This is a genomic window from Cryobacterium sp. LW097, from assembly GCF_002205495.2.
GTDB classification, from domain to species: Bacteria; Actinomycetota; Actinomycetes; order Actinomycetales; family Microbacteriaceae; genus Cryobacterium; species Cryobacterium zongtaii.
This window is the reverse complement of the sequence record NZ_CP021992.1, coordinates 2,739,311-2,753,817: the sequence shown is the minus strand read 5'-3', so window position 1 is coordinate 2,753,817 and position 14,507 is coordinate 2,739,311. Positions and strand designations below refer to the sequence as shown.

The 14,507-nt window shown below is 67.8% G+C and carries 18 protein-coding genes; 7 read left to right on the top strand and 11 right to left on the bottom strand.

The genetic code is table 11. The features are described 5' to 3' along the window. Positions 1-219: 219 nt before the first annotated feature. The 4 genes from B7495_RS12865 to B7495_RS12850 are packed head-to-tail and all read right to left on the bottom strand — an operon-like array spanning position 220 to position 4,152. A complete protein-coding gene (locus tag B7495_RS12865; RefSeq protein WP_088456927.1) occupies positions 220-1,029 on the bottom strand; it encodes an ABC transporter ATP-binding protein in 810 nt (269 codons plus the stop codon). Further along, a complete protein-coding gene (locus tag B7495_RS12860) occupies positions 1,026-2,081 on the bottom strand; it encodes an iron chelate uptake ABC transporter family permease subunit (protein WP_088456926.1) in 1,056 nt (351 codons plus the stop codon). Before B7495_RS12860 ends, B7495_RS12865 begins: the two co-directional genes overlap by 4 nt. Further along, positions 2,078-3,079, bottom strand: a complete 1,002-nt coding sequence (locus tag B7495_RS12855; protein ID WP_240632242.1) for an iron ABC transporter permease — start codon at positions 3,077-3,079, stop codon at positions 2,078-2,080. The genes B7495_RS12860 and B7495_RS12855 overlap by 4 nt, the downstream gene beginning before the upstream one ends. Positions 3,080-3,123: 44 nt before the next feature. Beyond that, entirely contained in the window at positions 3,124-4,152 is a 1,029-nt protein-coding gene (locus tag B7495_RS12850) for an iron-siderophore ABC transporter substrate-binding protein (RefSeq protein ID WP_088456924.1), read from the bottom strand. Between the two features lie 244 nt (positions 4,153-4,396). On the opposite strand from B7495_RS12850, the gene B7495_RS12845 reads away from it, so the two are divergent. Genes B7495_RS12845 through B7495_RS12830 form a run of 4 tightly spaced genes read left to right on the top strand, consistent with a single transcriptional unit; the run spans position 4,397 to position 7,394 of the window. After that, positions 4,397-5,365: a hypothetical protein gene (locus tag B7495_RS12845; protein ID WP_088456923.1), complete on the top strand. Its 969-nt coding sequence runs from the start codon at positions 4,397-4,399 to the stop codon at positions 5,363-5,365. Beyond that, positions 5,362-5,745, top strand: a complete 384-nt coding sequence (locus B7495_RS12840; RefSeq protein WP_088456922.1) for a GntR family transcriptional regulator — start codon at positions 5,362-5,364, stop codon at positions 5,743-5,745. Before B7495_RS12845 ends, B7495_RS12840 begins: the two co-directional genes overlap by 4 nt. 9 nt (positions 5,746-5,754) lie before the next feature. Continuing rightward, positions 5,755-6,720, top strand: coding sequence for a TIGR03557 family F420-dependent LLM class oxidoreductase (locus tag B7495_RS12835; RefSeq protein WP_088456921.1), 966 nt, complete (start codon positions 5,755-5,757; stop codon positions 6,718-6,720). Further along, positions 6,717-7,394: an HAD family hydrolase gene (locus tag B7495_RS12830; protein ID WP_088456920.1), complete on the top strand. Its 678-nt coding sequence runs from the start codon at positions 6,717-6,719 to the stop codon at positions 7,392-7,394. Before B7495_RS12835 ends, B7495_RS12830 begins: the two co-directional genes overlap by 4 nt. 97 nt (positions 7,395-7,491) lie before the next feature. On the opposite strand, the gene B7495_RS12825 is transcribed toward B7495_RS12830, so the two are convergent. From B7495_RS12825 to B7495_RS12820, 3 genes are all read right to left on the bottom strand, one after another. After that, positions 7,492-7,989 carry a hypothetical protein gene (locus B7495_RS12825; RefSeq protein WP_198415693.1) on the bottom strand — a complete coding sequence of 166 codons (498 nt, stop codon included), beginning with the start codon at positions 7,987-7,989 and terminating at the stop codon, positions 7,492-7,494. A gap of 206 nt (positions 7,990-8,195) precedes the next feature. Beyond that, positions 8,196-8,333 (bottom strand): hypothetical protein, encoded by a 138-nt coding sequence (locus B7495_RS19140; protein ID WP_166788957.1) that lies wholly within the window; start codon positions 8,331-8,333, stop codon positions 8,196-8,198. A gap of 4 nt (positions 8,334-8,337) precedes the next feature. Beyond that, a complete protein-coding gene (locus B7495_RS12820; protein ID WP_134497467.1) occupies positions 8,338-8,889 on the bottom strand; it encodes a hypothetical protein in 552 nt (183 codons plus the stop codon). A 47-nt stretch (positions 8,890-8,936) separates the two neighbouring features. Here B7495_RS12820 and B7495_RS12815 point away from each other — a divergent pair, with 47 nt between their 5' ends. Next, positions 8,937-9,527, top strand: a complete 591-nt coding sequence (locus B7495_RS12815) for a MarR family winged helix-turn-helix transcriptional regulator (RefSeq protein WP_088456918.1) — start codon at positions 8,937-8,939, stop codon at positions 9,525-9,527. Then, positions 9,524-10,453 (top strand): NmrA family NAD(P)-binding protein, encoded by a 930-nt coding sequence (locus B7495_RS12810; RefSeq protein WP_088456917.1) that lies wholly within the window; start codon positions 9,524-9,526, stop codon positions 10,451-10,453. The genes B7495_RS12815 and B7495_RS12810 overlap by 4 nt, the downstream gene beginning before the upstream one ends. Before the next feature lie 68 nt (positions 10,454-10,521). On the opposite strand, the gene B7495_RS12805 is transcribed toward B7495_RS12810, so the two are convergent. The 3 genes from B7495_RS12805 to B7495_RS12795 all read right to left on the bottom strand — a co-directional run bounded on the left by B7495_RS12805 (position 10,522) and on the right by B7495_RS12795 (position 12,855). After that, the gene (locus tag B7495_RS12805) at positions 10,522-11,139 is read right to left on the bottom strand and encodes a hypothetical protein (RefSeq protein WP_088456916.1); all 618 of its coding nucleotides are present in this window, start codon (positions 11,137-11,139) and stop codon (positions 10,522-10,524) included. Positions 11,140-11,227: 88 nt separating this feature from the next. Continuing rightward, a complete protein-coding gene (locus tag B7495_RS12800; RefSeq protein ID WP_088456915.1) occupies positions 11,228-12,010 on the bottom strand; it encodes a DUF4386 family protein in 783 nt (260 codons plus the stop codon). Positions 12,011-12,114: 104 nt separating this feature from the next. After that, positions 12,115-12,855, bottom strand: coding sequence for an alpha/beta fold hydrolase (locus tag B7495_RS12795; RefSeq protein ID WP_088456914.1), 741 nt, complete (start codon positions 12,853-12,855; stop codon positions 12,115-12,117). Between the two features lie 109 nt (positions 12,856-12,964). On the opposite strand from B7495_RS12795, the gene B7495_RS12790 reads away from it, so the two are divergent. Continuing rightward, positions 12,965-13,624, top strand: coding sequence for a YafY family protein (locus tag B7495_RS12790; protein ID WP_240632503.1), 660 nt, complete (start codon positions 12,965-12,967; stop codon positions 13,622-13,624). Between the two features lie 89 nt (positions 13,625-13,713). Here the strand turns inward: B7495_RS12790 and B7495_RS12785 are convergent, their stop codons facing one another. Continuing rightward, positions 13,714-14,502 (bottom strand): class I SAM-dependent methyltransferase, encoded by a 789-nt coding sequence (locus tag B7495_RS12785; RefSeq protein WP_088456912.1) that lies wholly within the window; start codon positions 14,500-14,502, stop codon positions 13,714-13,716. Positions 14,503-14,507: the final 5 nt, after the last annotated feature.

Below are 14,507 nucleotides of genomic sequence, written 5' to 3'. Positions count from 1 at the left end.
AATGGGGGTGGTTTTGGATTGGTCCTGGTCGGCGTCTTCGACGTGTAAGCGGGGTGAGGCCGGGTTTCCGGCGCTGGCTGGGCCGGCCCAACGGATGCCCGATTCGCGTTATGCGGGCACGGCGCCGCTATGCGCGTGGCGCGCCACCCGCATAGCGGCGCGTGACCCGCATACCTTGGGCCGACCGTGGCCTCGACGAGCTCGACCCCGAGACGAGCGCTAGACCGGCACCACCACGTTGTGCCGCCCGATCGGCAGCATCATCGGGCGGCCCGACGTCGGGTCGACCAGCACCCGGCTCGACAGCCCGAAGACCGCCTGCACGGTCTCCTCGGTGAGCACCTCGTGCGGCTCGCCCACCGCGTGCACCCGGCCATCCGCCAGGGCGATGAGGTGGTCGGCGTACCGGGCGGCGAGGTTGAGGTCGTGCAGCACCATCACGATGGTGGTGCCGCGGGCCCGGTTGAGGTCGGTGAGCAGGTCGAGCACCTCCACCTGGTGGCTCACGTCGAGGAACGTCGTCGGCTCGTCGAGCAACAGCAGGTCGGTCTGCTGGGCCAGCGCCATCGCGATCCACACCCGCTGGCGCTGCCCGCCGGAGAGTTCGTCGACGGACCGGTCGGCCAACGACGCGGTGTCGGTGGCATCCAGCGCAGCGGCGACGGCCTCGTCATCGAGAGCGCTCCAGCGGGAGAACATCCGTTGGTAGGGGTTGCGGCCCCGGCCGACCAGGTCGGCCACGGTGATGCCCTCGGGCGCGATCGGCGACTGGGGCAGCAGCCCCATCGTGCGGGCCAGCTCCTTGGCGGGCATCCGGTGCACCTGGGTGCCGTCGAGCAGCACCTGGCCACCCCGCGGCACGAGCAGCCGCGACATCGAGCGCAGCAGGGTGGACTTGCCGCAGGCGTTCGCGCCGACGATCGCGGTGATCCGGCCGGTCGGCACGACCAGGTCGAGGCCGTCGATCACGGTGCGGTCGCCGTAGCCGAGGGTGAGGTTCTCCACCGTGAGGGTATGAATAAGTGTCACAGGGAGCCTCCGGCGCGGTTGGTGCGGATGATGAGGTAGATCAGGTACGGCGCCCCGAGCACGCCGGTGACGACGCCCACCGGGAACCGGGTGCCGAACGCGTACTGACCGGCGAAGTCGCCCACCAGCACGAGCAGTGCGCCCACCAGAGCGGCCGGCACGAGCAGCGAGACGCCCGGCCCCACGATCCGAGACGCGATCGGCCCGGCCAGGAACGCCACGAACGCGATCGGCCCGGCCGCCGCGGTCGCGAACGCGATCAGTCCCACCGCGGCGACGATCAGAATCACCCGAGACCGCTCCACCCGCACCCCCAGAGCGGATGCGGTGTCGTCACCGAGCTGGCTCATCGACAGGTTGCGGGACTGCCCGAGCAATACCGGCGCGAGCACCACCAGCGCGGCCAACACCGGCAGGGTCTGCGCCCAGGTGCTGCCGTTCAGGCTGCCGGTGAGCCAGCGCATGGCCACCTGCAGGTCCCACTCGGCGGCCTGGGAGAGCACGTACGCGGTCATACTGTCGAGCATCGCGGCCACACCGATACCGATCAAAATCAGCCGGGTGCCGGCCACGCCGCCCTTGTACGCGAGCGCGTAGACGGCCAGCGCCACGGCCAGCCCACACACGATCGCGACCACCGACACCGCGGTCGAACCCAGCCCCAGCACGATGATCGCGAACGCGGCCGCGGCGCTGGCGCCCGAGCTGATACCGATGATGTCGGGGCTGGCCAGGGGGTTGCGCAGCATGGTCTGGAAGGTCACGCCACCCAGCCCGAAACACAGCCCGGCCAGCACGGCCAGGGTCGCCCGCGGCAGCCGCAGCCGGCCCACGGTGAAACCGGCGCCGGGAACGTCCTGACCGAGCATCACGGCGAGCACCTCGGCGGGGGAGTAGATGGTTTGGCCGACCATGAGGCTGACGAGGTAGCCGACGGCGATAGCCAACGCCAGCACGGTGATCACCCGGCGACGACGGATGCCGCGGCGCGCGCGGCTGCGGGCCACCGCATCCGCTGTCGACAGCGGCTTCACGGCAACGGCGGCGCTCACAGCTCACGCACCTTGCGTCGGCGCACGATGTAGATGAAGAACGGGGCGCCGATCAGGGCGGTGATGATGCCAACGTCGATCTCGCTGGGCCGCGCCACGATGCGGCCGAGCACGTCGGCGCCGGTGAGCAGCGCGGCGCCGAGCACCGCGGAGAACGGCAGCAGCCAGCGGTGGTCAACGCCCACCAGCAGCCGGCAGGCGTGCGGCACGACGAGGCCGACGAAACCGATCGGCCCGGCCACGGCCGTGATCGAGCCGCACAGCACGACGGCGCCAAGCGCGGCGGCGGCGCGGGCCACGGCCACGCGTTCGCCCAGCCCCGCGGCGAGGTCGTCGCCGAGCGCGAGCGAGTTCAGCGCCCGGGCGGAAAGGAAGCAGAGCACGAAGCCCACTAGGAGAAACGGTGCCACCTGGCGGATGCTCTCCATCGTGGCGCCGCCGACGCCGCCGATCTGCCAGGACCGCACCCCGCCGGCGATGTCGGTGCGGGGCAGAACCACGGCGGTGACGCATGAGGCCAGCGCCGCGGAGGTGGCCGCACCCGCCAGTGCCAGTTTGAGCGGGGTGGAGCCGCCGCGGCCGAGCGACCCGATCGTATAGACGAACACGGCGGTGATGCCGGCGCCGACGATCGCGACCCAAATCATCGACGAGGCGGAGGTGAGGCCGAAGTAGGCCATGCCGCTGACCACGGCCAGTGCCGCGCCCACGTTCACGCCCAGGATGCCCGGGTCGGCCAGCGGGTTGCGGGTCACGCCCTGCATCACCGCGCCGGACATGCCCAGGGCGGCCCCGGCGACCACGGCCAGCAGGGTGCGGGGGATGCGGGTGGCCACCGCGGCCCGGTCGAAGCCGTCGGTGGCGCCGCCGAGCGCGGCGAGGATGTCGTCCCAGCCCACCGCGCGGGAGCCGATGGTGATCGAGGCCAGCATCAGCAGGGCGAGTACCCCGAGCGCGGCGAGCAACCACAACGACCGCAGCCGCTTCGGGCGTCGCACGGTGGCGACGCTCGAAGCGGCTGATGAAGCAGTGGTTGTCGAGGTCACTTAGCGTTGTCGGCCGCCGCGGCGAGCAGGGCGGCGTAGTCGTCGAGGATGTACGAGATCGACAGCGGGGTGGGGTTCGCGGCGGTGCCCATGGGGCCGTCGCCGGAGAGGTTCACGATGGACTTGTTGGCCACCGCGGGAATCTGCGACAGCAGCGGGTCACCCTCGAGGGTGGCGACCAGGTCGGTGCCGCCGTAGGTGACGATGAGGTCCACGTCGCTGAATGCATCCGACTGCTCGGCGCTCACGGTGAGGGAGTACTTATCGGTGGCGTCGGAGGCCTCGATGATGCTCGGTGCGCTCTCCATACCGAGGTCGTCGAAGAACATCGTGCGGGTGTCGTGGGTGGTGTAGAAGCTGACCTCGCTGAGGTCGGCCTCGTCCACGTGGGTGAGGAACATCGCGGTCTTGCCCTCGAGCGACGGGTACTTCGCTGCGGTGGCGGCAATCTCGGTCTCGAGTTCGGCGATGAGGTCGTCGCCCTCGGTGGCCATGCCCATGCCGGCGGCGTTCTGCGAGATCATGTCGCGCCAGGAGGTGCCCCAGGCGGTCTCCGGGTAGGCCACGACAGGTGCGATGGCGGTGAGGGTGTCGTAGTCCTCCTGGGTGAGGCCGGAGTACGCGGCCAGGATCACGTCGGGCTTGGTGTCGGCGACGGCTTCGAAGTCGATCCCGTCGGTTTCGTCGAACAGCACGGGGGTCTCTGCATCAAGCTCGTCGAGCTTCTCCTTCACCCAGGGCAGCATGCCGTCGGTGTCGTCGTCGCCCCAGGTGGCGGCGGCCATGCCCACCGGCACCACGCCGAGGGCCAGCGGCACCTCTTGGTTGGCCCAGTTGACGGTGGCGACGCGCTCGGGCTTGGCCTCGATGACGGTCTCGCCGAAGGCGTGCTCGATGGTGACCGGCGTGAAGTCGCCGGATGCGGCCTCGGCGGTGTCAGCGGCGGGGGAGGTGGAGCAGCCGGCCAGGCCCAGGGTGAGTACGGCGGCGGCCGAGAAGGCAATGAGAGTGGATGCGCGGGGCATGGTTTTCCTCGTGATCGTGATGCAGGGGTCAGGGACGGACCGGCGGCAGCTGTGATGCCGCACCCGTCGGCCGTGCGCAGAGGTCCAGTCCGGCGCGGTCGTAAGGGTTGCCTAACCTTACCAGTGCGTTCGCATGCAAAAGCAAGTCGCCTCAGCGTCCGTCGACTCGGCCGGCACGGCGCTGTATCAATCAACTGACACACTTGATACTGTATTGACCACTTGGTACAGAAGGGTGCCACTCATGGGTCTCATCCCGCTCGTCGTCATCATCGCCGCGTTGGCCCTCGTCTGGCTGGCGGTCGCTCGGCTGCGTTCCACCGAGGCGTTCCGGCGCGTCACCGTGCCGGCCGGTTTGGCGCCCAGCCTGCACGCCGCGCGGCGCGCCTTCCGGCGTCGCGCAGCCCTCGCGACCACGGCGGCGGTTGTGGTGGGTGCCCTGGCCGTTGCGGTGGACCACGCGATGCCCGCCGGCTACGACTTGGTTTTCCTCCTGGTCCCCGCCCTGATGAGCCTGGCCGGCCTGCTCGTCATCGCCGCCCTGCCCGGGGTGCCGGTGGCGGAATCCGGTAGTCAACGCAGTGCCGACCTCGCGCCGCGGCACCCCTGGAGTTTCGCACCGGCCTGGGCACGGGTGCTGCCGGCCACCGCAGGGGTGCTGTTGCTCGGCGTGATCGTCGCCTTCGGTCTCACGTCGGAGGCGTCGGAGGACGGCCTGTTCCGCGCCATCCGCATCGACAGCGGCGCCTACAGCAGCACCGCGACCCCGTACCCCGGCTGGTACTACGGCGTGCCCGTGCTGCTCGTCACCGTGGCCCTCGCGATCGCGGCCGCGACGGCACTGGCGCGGGTCGCCGCATCCGCCCGCCCCACCCACACGACACTGCGCGAGGCCGACCAGGTGATGCGACTGCTGATCACCCGGGTGATCGTGAAGCTCACCACCGGCACGTTCATCGTTTATCTGGGCGGGCTGATGTTCATGGGCGGCAGGGCGATGAGCGCGGCGAGCGGGCAGTGGTTCGACGGCAGCTACGCCGAGATCCAACCGTGGTTCACGGTGGCGCTCACCCTCTTCTGCGTCGGGCTCATCGTGGTGGGCATCGGTGTGGGTCTGCTGCTGCTGGCCGTACTGGATGCCGTGACGCCGCCGTTCACCGTGCGCCCTGTGCCCAGCACCCTCCAGCCCGCCGAGCCGACCACGCGCGCATGATCACCATCGACGAGGCCAGCCCCACCCCGCCGTTCGAGCAGATCAGGCAGCAGCTCGCCGACGAGATCCTCTCCGGCAACCTCGCGCCCGGCGACAAGCTCGCCTCCGTGCGCCAACTGGCCGGCGACCTGCGGCTCGCTCCCGGAACTGTGGCGCGCGCCTACTCGGAGCTGGAATCCGACGGCCTGCTCGTCTCCAACCGCTCGGGAACCCGGGTGCGAGATGTGACGCCCCTGCCCGCCGAGGCCCGAGCGGCCGCGCGTGAGTACATCGCCGCGCTCGGCGGGCTCACTCTGGCCGACGCCATCCGTGCCGTGCGGGTGGAGTGGACCGACCCGGTGCCGCCGCAAAGGCTTGCACCGGCGCATCCGTCTGCGTAGCGTCGAAGGATGAAAATCGGATACAAGCTGATCGCTGAAAGCTTCGGACCTCAGGAACTTGTTCGCCAAGCCGTGCGCGCCGAACAGGCCGGCTTCGATTTTGTGGAGATGAGCGATCACTTCCACCCCTGGGTGGAGGCCCAGGGCCATTCACCCTTCGTCTGGAATGTGCTCAGCTCCATCGCCGCCAAGACCACCACCCTCGAACTCGCGACCGGCGTCACCTGCCCGAGCGTGCGGTACCACCCGGCCATCATCGCGCAGGCCGCCGCCACCCTGTCCTTGCTCTCCGACGGCCGCTTCACCCTCGGCGTCGGCTCGGGCGAGCGCCTCAACGAGCACATCGTCGGCCGCGGATTCCCCGGCATCCACGAGCGGCACGCCACCTTCAACGAGGCGCTGGACATCATCCGCCTGCTCTGGAAGGGCGGCTTCCAAAACTACGACGGCCGATACCTCAAGCTCGAAGACGCCCGCATCTACGACCTGCCCGACGTGCTGCCCACCCTGGCCGTCGCGGTGAGCGGGCCCAAGTCCGTGGCCCTCGCCGCCGAGCACAGCGACGGCCTGTTCGCCACCGAGCCCATGTCCGACCTGGTCACCGGCTACCGCGATGCCGGCGGCACCGGCCCGCTCTACGCCGAGGCGCCGCTCGCCTGGGCGCGCACCGAGCAAGAAGCCGTCACGGCCGCCCACCGCACCAATGCCTGGGCGCTGAGCGGCTGGAAGGTGATGAGCGAGCTGCCGAACCCGGTGAACTTCGAGGCCGCGGCCGCCACCGTGCGCGAGGACGACATCCGCGAGCAGTTCGCCTGCGGCCCCGACGCGGTGCGACACCTCGAGGTGATCGGTGAATTCACCGAGGCCGGCTTCGACCACATCGCCCTCATGAACGCCGGCCCCGACCAAGACGGCTTCTTCGACTTCTTCGAAAACGACCTCCGCCCCCGACTGCTCGACGAAAGCACCCGATGACCACACATGCGCCCCAGGCCGTGCTTTTCGACATCGACGGCACCCTGGTCGACTCCAACTACCTGCACGTCGATGCCTGGCATCAGGCCTTCCAGACCCTCGGCGTCGACGTCGAGGCCTGGCTCATCCACCGCTCCATCGGGCAGGATGCCGGTGAGCTGTTGACCTCGTTGGTGGGGGAGAGGGACGAGGCCTGGATCACCCGCGCCAAAGACCTGCACGCCGAGAACTACAAGGCGCTCGCCCCGCGGCTCAGGCTGCTGCCGGAGGCCCGGTCACTGCTCGAAGCCCTGAACGACGAGGGCATCATCGTGGTGCTCGCCACCTCCGCGCCCGAGGATGAGCTGGAAGTCCTGCTTGATCTCATCAACGCCGACGACGCCATCCATGCCACCACCAGCTCTGACGACGTGGATGTGGCCAAGCCCAACCCCGACATCGTGCGAGTGGCGCTCGACCGTGCCGGTGTCGAAGCCCACGAGGCCGTCTTCGTCGGCGACTCGGAGTGGGACATCAAGGCCGCGTCCAGCGCGGGTGTGCGCTCGTTCGGGGTGCTCACCGGCGGCATCGCCGGAGAGCTGCTCATACAGGCCGGTGCCGAGAGGGTCTTCGCCGGCCCGGCCGACTTCCTCGACCGGCTCGACGAGATGGGCTGGATCGAATTGGCGGGCTGAATCGATCTCGATGCCACGCCCCTCGCCGTTGGTCGAGCTTGTCGAGACCCCGCGGGCCGACCGCGTTCGCAACCAACGGCCGCCCCGGGCCTGACGGCTACGCGCGCCGAAACGTCATTCGCCAGTTCGTCTCCCACGACAGGCCCGCATCGTTCGAAAACGCCTGCTCCCACGTGGGCTGAAGCCCGGTCGCATCCCAGATGAAGCGCACGCGGATGGGCACTCCCTCCAACACGTCCTCCGCCAGGAAGGTTCCGATACCATCCCTGAACGCTCCGCGCACGGGCGTATCGAGTTGCGTGGGGTTACGTCCGTCGAGCCACCAGATGCTCCACTCGCCATCGGCGACGGAGTAGGAGCGCAGCGCCACCGCATGAAAGTCGCCCGACGGATGCCTAAGGAGGTTGTCCTCGAGGTTGCCGTGGCCACCGAGGATTTTGTTCGTGGAGGAGAGCCCCTCGAATGCCGTCCAGGTGTCGGCGCCGACGAAGATCCCGTCCAAGCGTTCGTGGTGAACGGTCCAGTCGCCGATGACGAAGTCGAAGTCGGACGGCGCGGGGTGGGAAGCGGTGGAGGAGATGAGCGGTCCGTTCAATCGGTGGCGCAGAACTCGGGCAGTGCGACTGCACTATCGACGGCTGCGACGAGCGGATGCTCGATGGAAACAACCCTTCCAGCAGCGATGGTCCTTTGCTATGGCCAGTTGTGGGAAGGACCGCCGGACCGGTTCCGGTCGAGCCACCGACCGTCCCATTCTCGTGCCGTTCTGGGGCCCCAGCCCCGGCCGGGCCCGGGAGCGGGTCAGGGCGAGTAGAAGAGCGACACGACCCCGCCGACCATCAGCAATCCGAACGTGATCACCCCGATGAGCTCACCCGCGCCGAGGCTCATCCGCAGCCGCCGGCCGGGCCGGGCCACCCGCCGCGAACCTGAATTCACGCCGTCAGTCGAGCGCGACAGAACCCAGTGCGGGGAAGTCGGGCGGGGTGTAGTCCATGACGGTGAGCGAACGGATCTCCGGCATGTCCCACGCGCCGGGAACCTCAATCTCTTGGGTCGTCGCGTCCGGATCGATCACGGCAATTTCGTAACCGCCCTCGGCGGAGCCCCAGTACCCGTCCGCATCCTGAACCAGCGCGTCTTCCTTCAGATACAGACGCAGGTCTGACGCGTCTCCGATGTGGAAGTCGTCCAGCAAGACCCAGACGGACCCGTCACTACGGCGCTCAATGTCGACGGTGCCTTCAGTGGCCGTTGCTTGCGAGACGAACTTCCCGCTGAGCGGCAGCTGCTGTTCGAACGCGCTGAGATCCGACGCCTGGTCATCTGCCGAATCTGTCGCAGAGTCGGAGGCGGTAGCCGGTGGCGGCGAGACCGCATCTGCAGTCGATGTGCATCCGCTCAACACCAACGCGACCGGAAGCCCAACCACGCCAACCCATCGAAGTCCCCATGTTTGCCCCATGCTGTTCACCCTAGAGGTCGGTGCCTCCACAGATACCTTCTGGCTCTGAGATGATCTGAAACTGATACGATCTCTGCATGCACGCATCACTCCCAACCTCGCCCACGGATGCCGCGGCGCAGATCGACTGGACCGCCAACGGCATCGAGACCGAGTTGGGCTGGTCGCTCGCGGTGATGTTCCATGGCTACTCCCGGGCCGGCAGCGTCGCCGTGGCCGATGTCCCAGGCGGTCCCCGCGGCTACCAGGTGCTCGTGGCGATCACGACCGAAGAGCCCACGTCGCAGCTCGCGCTGGCGCACCGGCTCGGCATCGACAAGACCGCGATGACCTACATCATCGATGCGCTCGAGACGGATGCGCTCGTCGAGCGTCGCCCCGATCTGCGCGACCGGCGCATCCGTCAGGTGCACCCCACCGAGGCGGGCCACGCGCTGCTCCGCACGGCCCGCGTGGCTCTCCGCACGGTCGAAGGCGCCCTGATGGGCGGCCTGTCCACCGACGAACAAACCCAGCTGCGGCAGCTGCTGGCCAAGGCCGCTCTCGGCGCCGGCGCCACCGCGGCCGCGCTCCCCGACACCAACTCCGACCTCAACCTTCCGGTGCCCGCCCCGGAGCGATCCCACCGCCGCCCCAAGCCCACCACAGAAACCGAGACCCGCCCATGACCACATCCGTTCTCGTCGCCGGCGCCACCGGCGACCTCGGCCAGCGCATCGTGCGCGAACTGCTCACCCACGACACCCGCATCCGCGTGCTCACCCGAGCGGGCAGCGCCTCGGCCGCCGGCCTCTACGCCGCCAACGACCGCGTCGACATCGTCACGGCCGAGTACACCGACCATGCGGCGCTCACCCAAGCCGTCTCCGGCTCCGACGTTGTCGTGTCGGCCGTGAGCGGCACCCGACCGGTGATCGTGGATGCGCAGCGCGCGCTGCTGGCCGCGGCCGTGGCCGCCGGCGTGCCCCGGTTCATCCCCTCGGACTACTCGTCGGATTACCGCCAGATCGCGCTGGGCACCAACCGCAACTTCGAGCTGCGCCGCGAGTTCGCCGCCGACCTCGACGCGGCCCCGATCAAGGTCACCTCCGTTCTCAATGGCGCGTTTGCCGACATGCTCACCGGCACCGCGCCGATGATCGCATTCGGTCGCCGCAAAGTCATGTACTGGTCCTCGGCCGACCAGATCCTCGACTTCACCACCAAAGACGACGTCGCCCGGGTGGTGGCTCTCGTCGCACTCGACCCCGACGCGCCCCGGGTCGTGGAGATCGCCGGCGACCGGGTCACCGCGCGGAGCGTGGCCCAAACGATGTCGGAGCTGACCGGCACCAAATTCACGCTGCAGTGGGCCGGCACCACCGGCACCCTCTCGGCGATGGCCAAGGGCGTGCGGCGCCTGTCGAAGAGCGAGGATGCGACCTTCCCCGCCTGGCAGGGCATGCAGTACTTCGTGAGCATGTTCAGCGGTCAGGCCCAGCTGCACCACGTCGACAACGACCGCTACGGCGTCCATGCCTGGACAACAGTGCGGGACGTGCTCGCCGCGCACCTGGCAAGCCAGCCTGACGTCGCTGCGGCAGCCGGCAAGTAGGTCCGTCCCTTGCACGCAATGCTTCTGTGAACGAGAGCGGGGGAGCGCGCGAGAACACCCCTAACGGATCAGCCCAGGCTTGAACCGCGGGGAGGCGCCGGGCGGCGCGTACGCAGGTTGATGCGGAACTCGGCGTCTGGCGGAATTCCCTCCAGGTCGACCGGAACGACATCGACGTGCCGATCGGACCGTGCCGTCGCGCGCTCCAGCACGCGCTCCTGCACGTCGTCAAGGTCGATTCGCCCGCCGCCTTCCAGCTGCACCACTCGATGAGTGCCCACCACCCGGCCCTCGTCATCAAAGATGGCGAGATCCCGACTGTAGGTCACCTTGGCTTCGCTGCCTGCTCCCGCACTCAGGTCGTGGATCAGACCGAACGCCGAAGCGGTCACCACGCCGTCGACCTGCAGCTGGAACGTGAGATGGTCCGTCGTGAGCCAGACGTTGTTGTCCGTCTCTTTGTTAGGGTTCGGGATCCCCCAGATTCCGCTGGGAGTATTCACCGTCTCGATATAGGCCAGCGCGTATTGCTGACGAAACATTTGGAACCTGTCACCGTCCTGCAGGTGAACGGAGCTCAATTGGATGTGAGCCAGAATCGGGAGGGTGGGGAACTTCGCCTCGTGCGTGGCCCAACCCAGACCTCCCCGCCGAACCAACCAGACACCGTAGAACACATGGGACATCCGAGGACTCCTTCCGAGGCGTGCCACACCGACACGGCGGAACATAGCGCCGTGGTTTTGTGCGGTCAAGCCCCCGCTTCGACGTAGCTCACGGCACCGAATCGACAGGTTTCCGCTTGCGGATGGGGCGGGACGTGACCAGCAGCACCACCCCGAGCCCGAGCCACCACAGCATGGACAGCGGAATCAGAGCCACCGAGCCCAGCCAGAAAATCTCGGGCAGGTCGAGACGTGCTGCCGTCAGGATCGGACCAGCGACCACCACCACAAGCCGGAGGCCGGTGACGATTCCCAGGACGCACAGCCAGATCGGCAGGGCACGGGAGCGCGCCCCGGCGACACTGATGCCCACGGTCCAGACACAGAGCGTGAGGAGGCTCGCTTGGGCGAAACCGTGGATTCCCAGCGTCTGAATGGTGAGGTAGGCGGACTCACCCCAGCTGCTGTTCATTCCGTCGATGTAGAGCAACGGCCCCACCGACAAACGCAACACCCCGTGCATGAAGAGAAACGCCGCCGACAGGACTCCGACCGCGCTCAGGCTTCGGCGCGTGATGCTGCTGGCGCGGGGTGCGAGCGCATCCGAGACGGCGAAACTCGCCACCACGAATGCGAGAGCCATGGTGACAAGTACGACCCCGGCCAGAGGGTAAAACTGGGGGTACTGGCGCAGGTAGTCGAGGCTCACCGCGGGGTTGTCGGTGTCATCGAAGCCGAGCACCGGTGGCAGCAGCTCGAGGGTGAACCAGACGATGCCGCCGAGCCCGGCAATGACCACCGTGATTCCACCGGCACGCAACGCTGCCCGATTGGTGTTCGCGGCGATCCCTGCAGCCGCGGTCCCGCTGTTGTCTTCGTTGGATGCGCGCACCGTGCGTTCCTCTGGGTGGCTCCGCGCTGGCAGTGATGGCGAGCCGGTCACGGATCAGTGATGCCCGGAATGGTACTCGCGAGGTCGGCCGCGCGCATGCGGGCTCAGTCGATTCGAGATGCCGCCGACTGAATGGTCTTGGCGAGGTCGCCGGGGCGGCTCCACATCGGCCAGTGGCCTGTCGGGAGGTCGACGACGTCGAGGTGCTCGAGGTTCGCGACCTCGGCGAACATGGCATGGCCTGCTCGGGCCAGCTCCAGCACCTGCGCGCTCGGGAGCGAGCAGCACACCAGGGTGGTCGGGACCGTGCGACGGGCGTCGTTTGTGAGCTCGACGGGCTGACGAAGCACGGGGCCGGGCTCAGGCACCGCCCGGGCCCGAAAACGCTCGAGGACCTCTGCGCTGAGGCCTTCGAGGCTCGCCTGCTGGGCGAGAACGTCGAACGGCGGCAGCGGAAGCTCCTCCATTCCCTCCGGGAGGTCGGGAGCGTAGACGCTTCCCGTCGCCACTGGGCCGGAGTCGACCCACACCACCCGATGGACAAGCTCAGGGTGCCGGTCGAGGACGAGGCTGACGGGGGCGTTTGCGCCACTGTGAGCGACGATGATCGTGGGCCGATCCTCGAACTTCCCGAGTCGAGTGATGGCGTCCAGGATCGCTGCGGCTTGATCGTCGAGGGTCTTCGCCGCACGCTCAGGATCGTCCACGTCGAGACCGGGCAGAGTCAGCGCGATTGCCCGAGAGAGGTCTGTCTTCAGGTGTTCAAGGACTTCATCCCACGCCCAAGCGCCGAGCCAGTGACCGGCGATGAGAATGATGGTGGGACTGCTCGATGTAGTTGTCATGTCACTACTCTCGTAGGCACTACCGGCAGGTGTATGTCACTATTTGTGTCATGAATTTGATGCGGGCTGAACGGTGAAGCGAACAGAACGACTTCATGCGTTGACCGAGATGCTACGCCGCAACGGATCTCGGGGTTGCTCCGCCGAGCGGCTGGCGAGAGAGTTCGAAGTGTCGGTGCGCACAGTCAAGAGAGACCTCGCTGCGCTGGAGAACAGCGGCGCGCCTCTCTGGTCGCGCCCAGGTCCGGGCGGCGGCTACGGATTGGCCATAGGCGCGTCCCTGCCGCCGGTCAGCCTGTCCCCAGCGCAGGCCGTGGCGCTCATGGCAGCCGTGTCCGCTGCGTCCGATGCCCCCTACGCCGATCTGGCCGCAGCCGGCATCAAAAAGATCCTGGACGTCCTCGATCCCCGAACCCGAGCACGAGCCGACGAGCTGGCCGGCCGAGTGTGGGTCAACGCGCCGCCCTCCGCTTCACGAGCAATCAGATCGGCACTGGAGGAGGCGATGGCCGAGCAGCGAGTACTCCGTCTTCGTTACACATCGGGAGACGGAACCTCGACCACACGCGATGTCGAACCCGTGCTCTTCGCCTGCACGAATGGCCAGTGGTACCTGGTCGGGTGGTGCCGGCTGCGCGACGCCATGCGGTGGTTCACCGTGTCTCGAATCGAACGGGCCAGCGTTACCAAGACGGCCTGCGGCGGCCATTCGATCCAAGAGGTCGGAGAGCCCCCGGCGAGTGCCAGACCGGTGCACGAGCGGGGCTGAGCAGAGACGGAGCCACAGGGCGAAAACGACACCCGCGGATGGAGTGGAGCGGGGACTGTCACCAGCCATAGCCGCTCACGGCGAGGTGTTTAGGCGCCGGCTAATAGAGCGAAATATCCCGGAACATGCTGCGAATGGCCGTTGGCGTTCATAGGAGTCACTTCGATGTGTGCCGGCCCGTCGGCGATCAAGTGCCAGTCCGAGTCCGGGAAGGTGTTGTGCCGTTCCTGCGTGCCAAAATGTCCGGGGCGGGGCAGGTTTTCCAGCGCCCTTTGCAATTGCCGTGGCATGCTTCGCCGGGTGGCGCCCAGCTCTTGCAGGTAGGCGAGACTGCTTCCGGGAAAGTTGGTTTCGGCTAGGAATACCCGGCCGTTGTTCCCGACAACGGTGCGTAGGTTGGTAGCCAGGCTGGCTTGCTGGTCTGGTTTTAGCACATGAAAAACTCCGCGAACAAAAACGTTGGCAGGCCCCACCGACTCCAGCAGGTGCTCTCCAGCACCAGGTTCCGTTGCATCCATAGCCAGGAACTCAAGGTTGTGGAGGCCTGCGGCTTCCCGCCTCGCTAGCGCGATGGCGCCGACCGATACATCAATGCCGATAGCCCTCGGGAAAAGACCAGCAAGCCAGCGGGTATTGGTTCCGTTGCCACATCCAATGTCGATGACGGGAAGAGCCGGATTGAAATGGCCCAGGACGGCGTCGGTGTACTGCTCGAGCTCGGTCTGGGATCCGGAGTCCCACAGCACGTCTCCCGAACGGCCGGTGGTGCGGATTCCGCGCCAGTACCCGTCCCACGCCGCTGACGGGTCCTTCGGTGCCCGGGAGGTGAGGCGCACTACCGATGGGACAAGTAGCATTTGCTCCCAAAGCTTTGACATGCTCT

Coding starts and splice junctions, on each gene's coding strand:
- B7495_RS12850 (WP_088456924.1), bottom strand. CDS start 4,152: ATGCCCCGCGCATCCACTCTCATTGCCTTCTCGGCCGCCGCCGTACTC.
- B7495_RS12845 (WP_088456923.1), top strand. CDS start 4,397: ATGGGTCTCATCCCGCTCGTCGTCATCATCGCCGCGTTGGCCCTCGTC.
- B7495_RS12840 (WP_088456922.1), top strand. CDS start 5,362: ATGATCACCATCGACGAGGCCAGCCCCACCCCGCCGTTCGAGCAGATC.
- B7495_RS12835 (WP_088456921.1), top strand. CDS start 5,755: ATGAAAATCGGATACAAGCTGATCGCTGAAAGCTTCGGACCTCAGGAA.
- B7495_RS12830 (WP_088456920.1), top strand. CDS start 6,717: ATGACCACACATGCGCCCCAGGCCGTGCTTTTCGACATCGACGGCACC.
- B7495_RS12815 (WP_088456918.1), top strand. CDS start 8,937: ATGCACGCATCACTCCCAACCTCGCCCACGGATGCCGCGGCGCAGATC.
- B7495_RS12810 (WP_088456917.1), top strand. CDS start 9,524: ATGACCACATCCGTTCTCGTCGCCGGCGCCACCGGCGACCTCGGCCAG.
- B7495_RS12805 (WP_088456916.1), bottom strand. CDS start 11,139: ATGTCCCATGTGTTCTACGGTGTCTGGTTGGTTCGGCGGGGAGGTCTG.
- B7495_RS12795 (WP_088456914.1), bottom strand. CDS start 12,855: ATGACAACTACATCGAGCAGTCCCACCATCATTCTCATCGCCGGTCAC.
- B7495_RS12790 (WP_240632503.1), top strand. CDS start 12,965: ATGCTACGCCGCAACGGATCTCGGGGTTGCTCCGCCGAGCGGCTGGCG.
- B7495_RS12785 (WP_088456912.1), bottom strand. CDS start 14,502: ATGTCAAAGCTTTGGGAGCAAATGCTACTTGTCCCATCGGTAGTGCGC.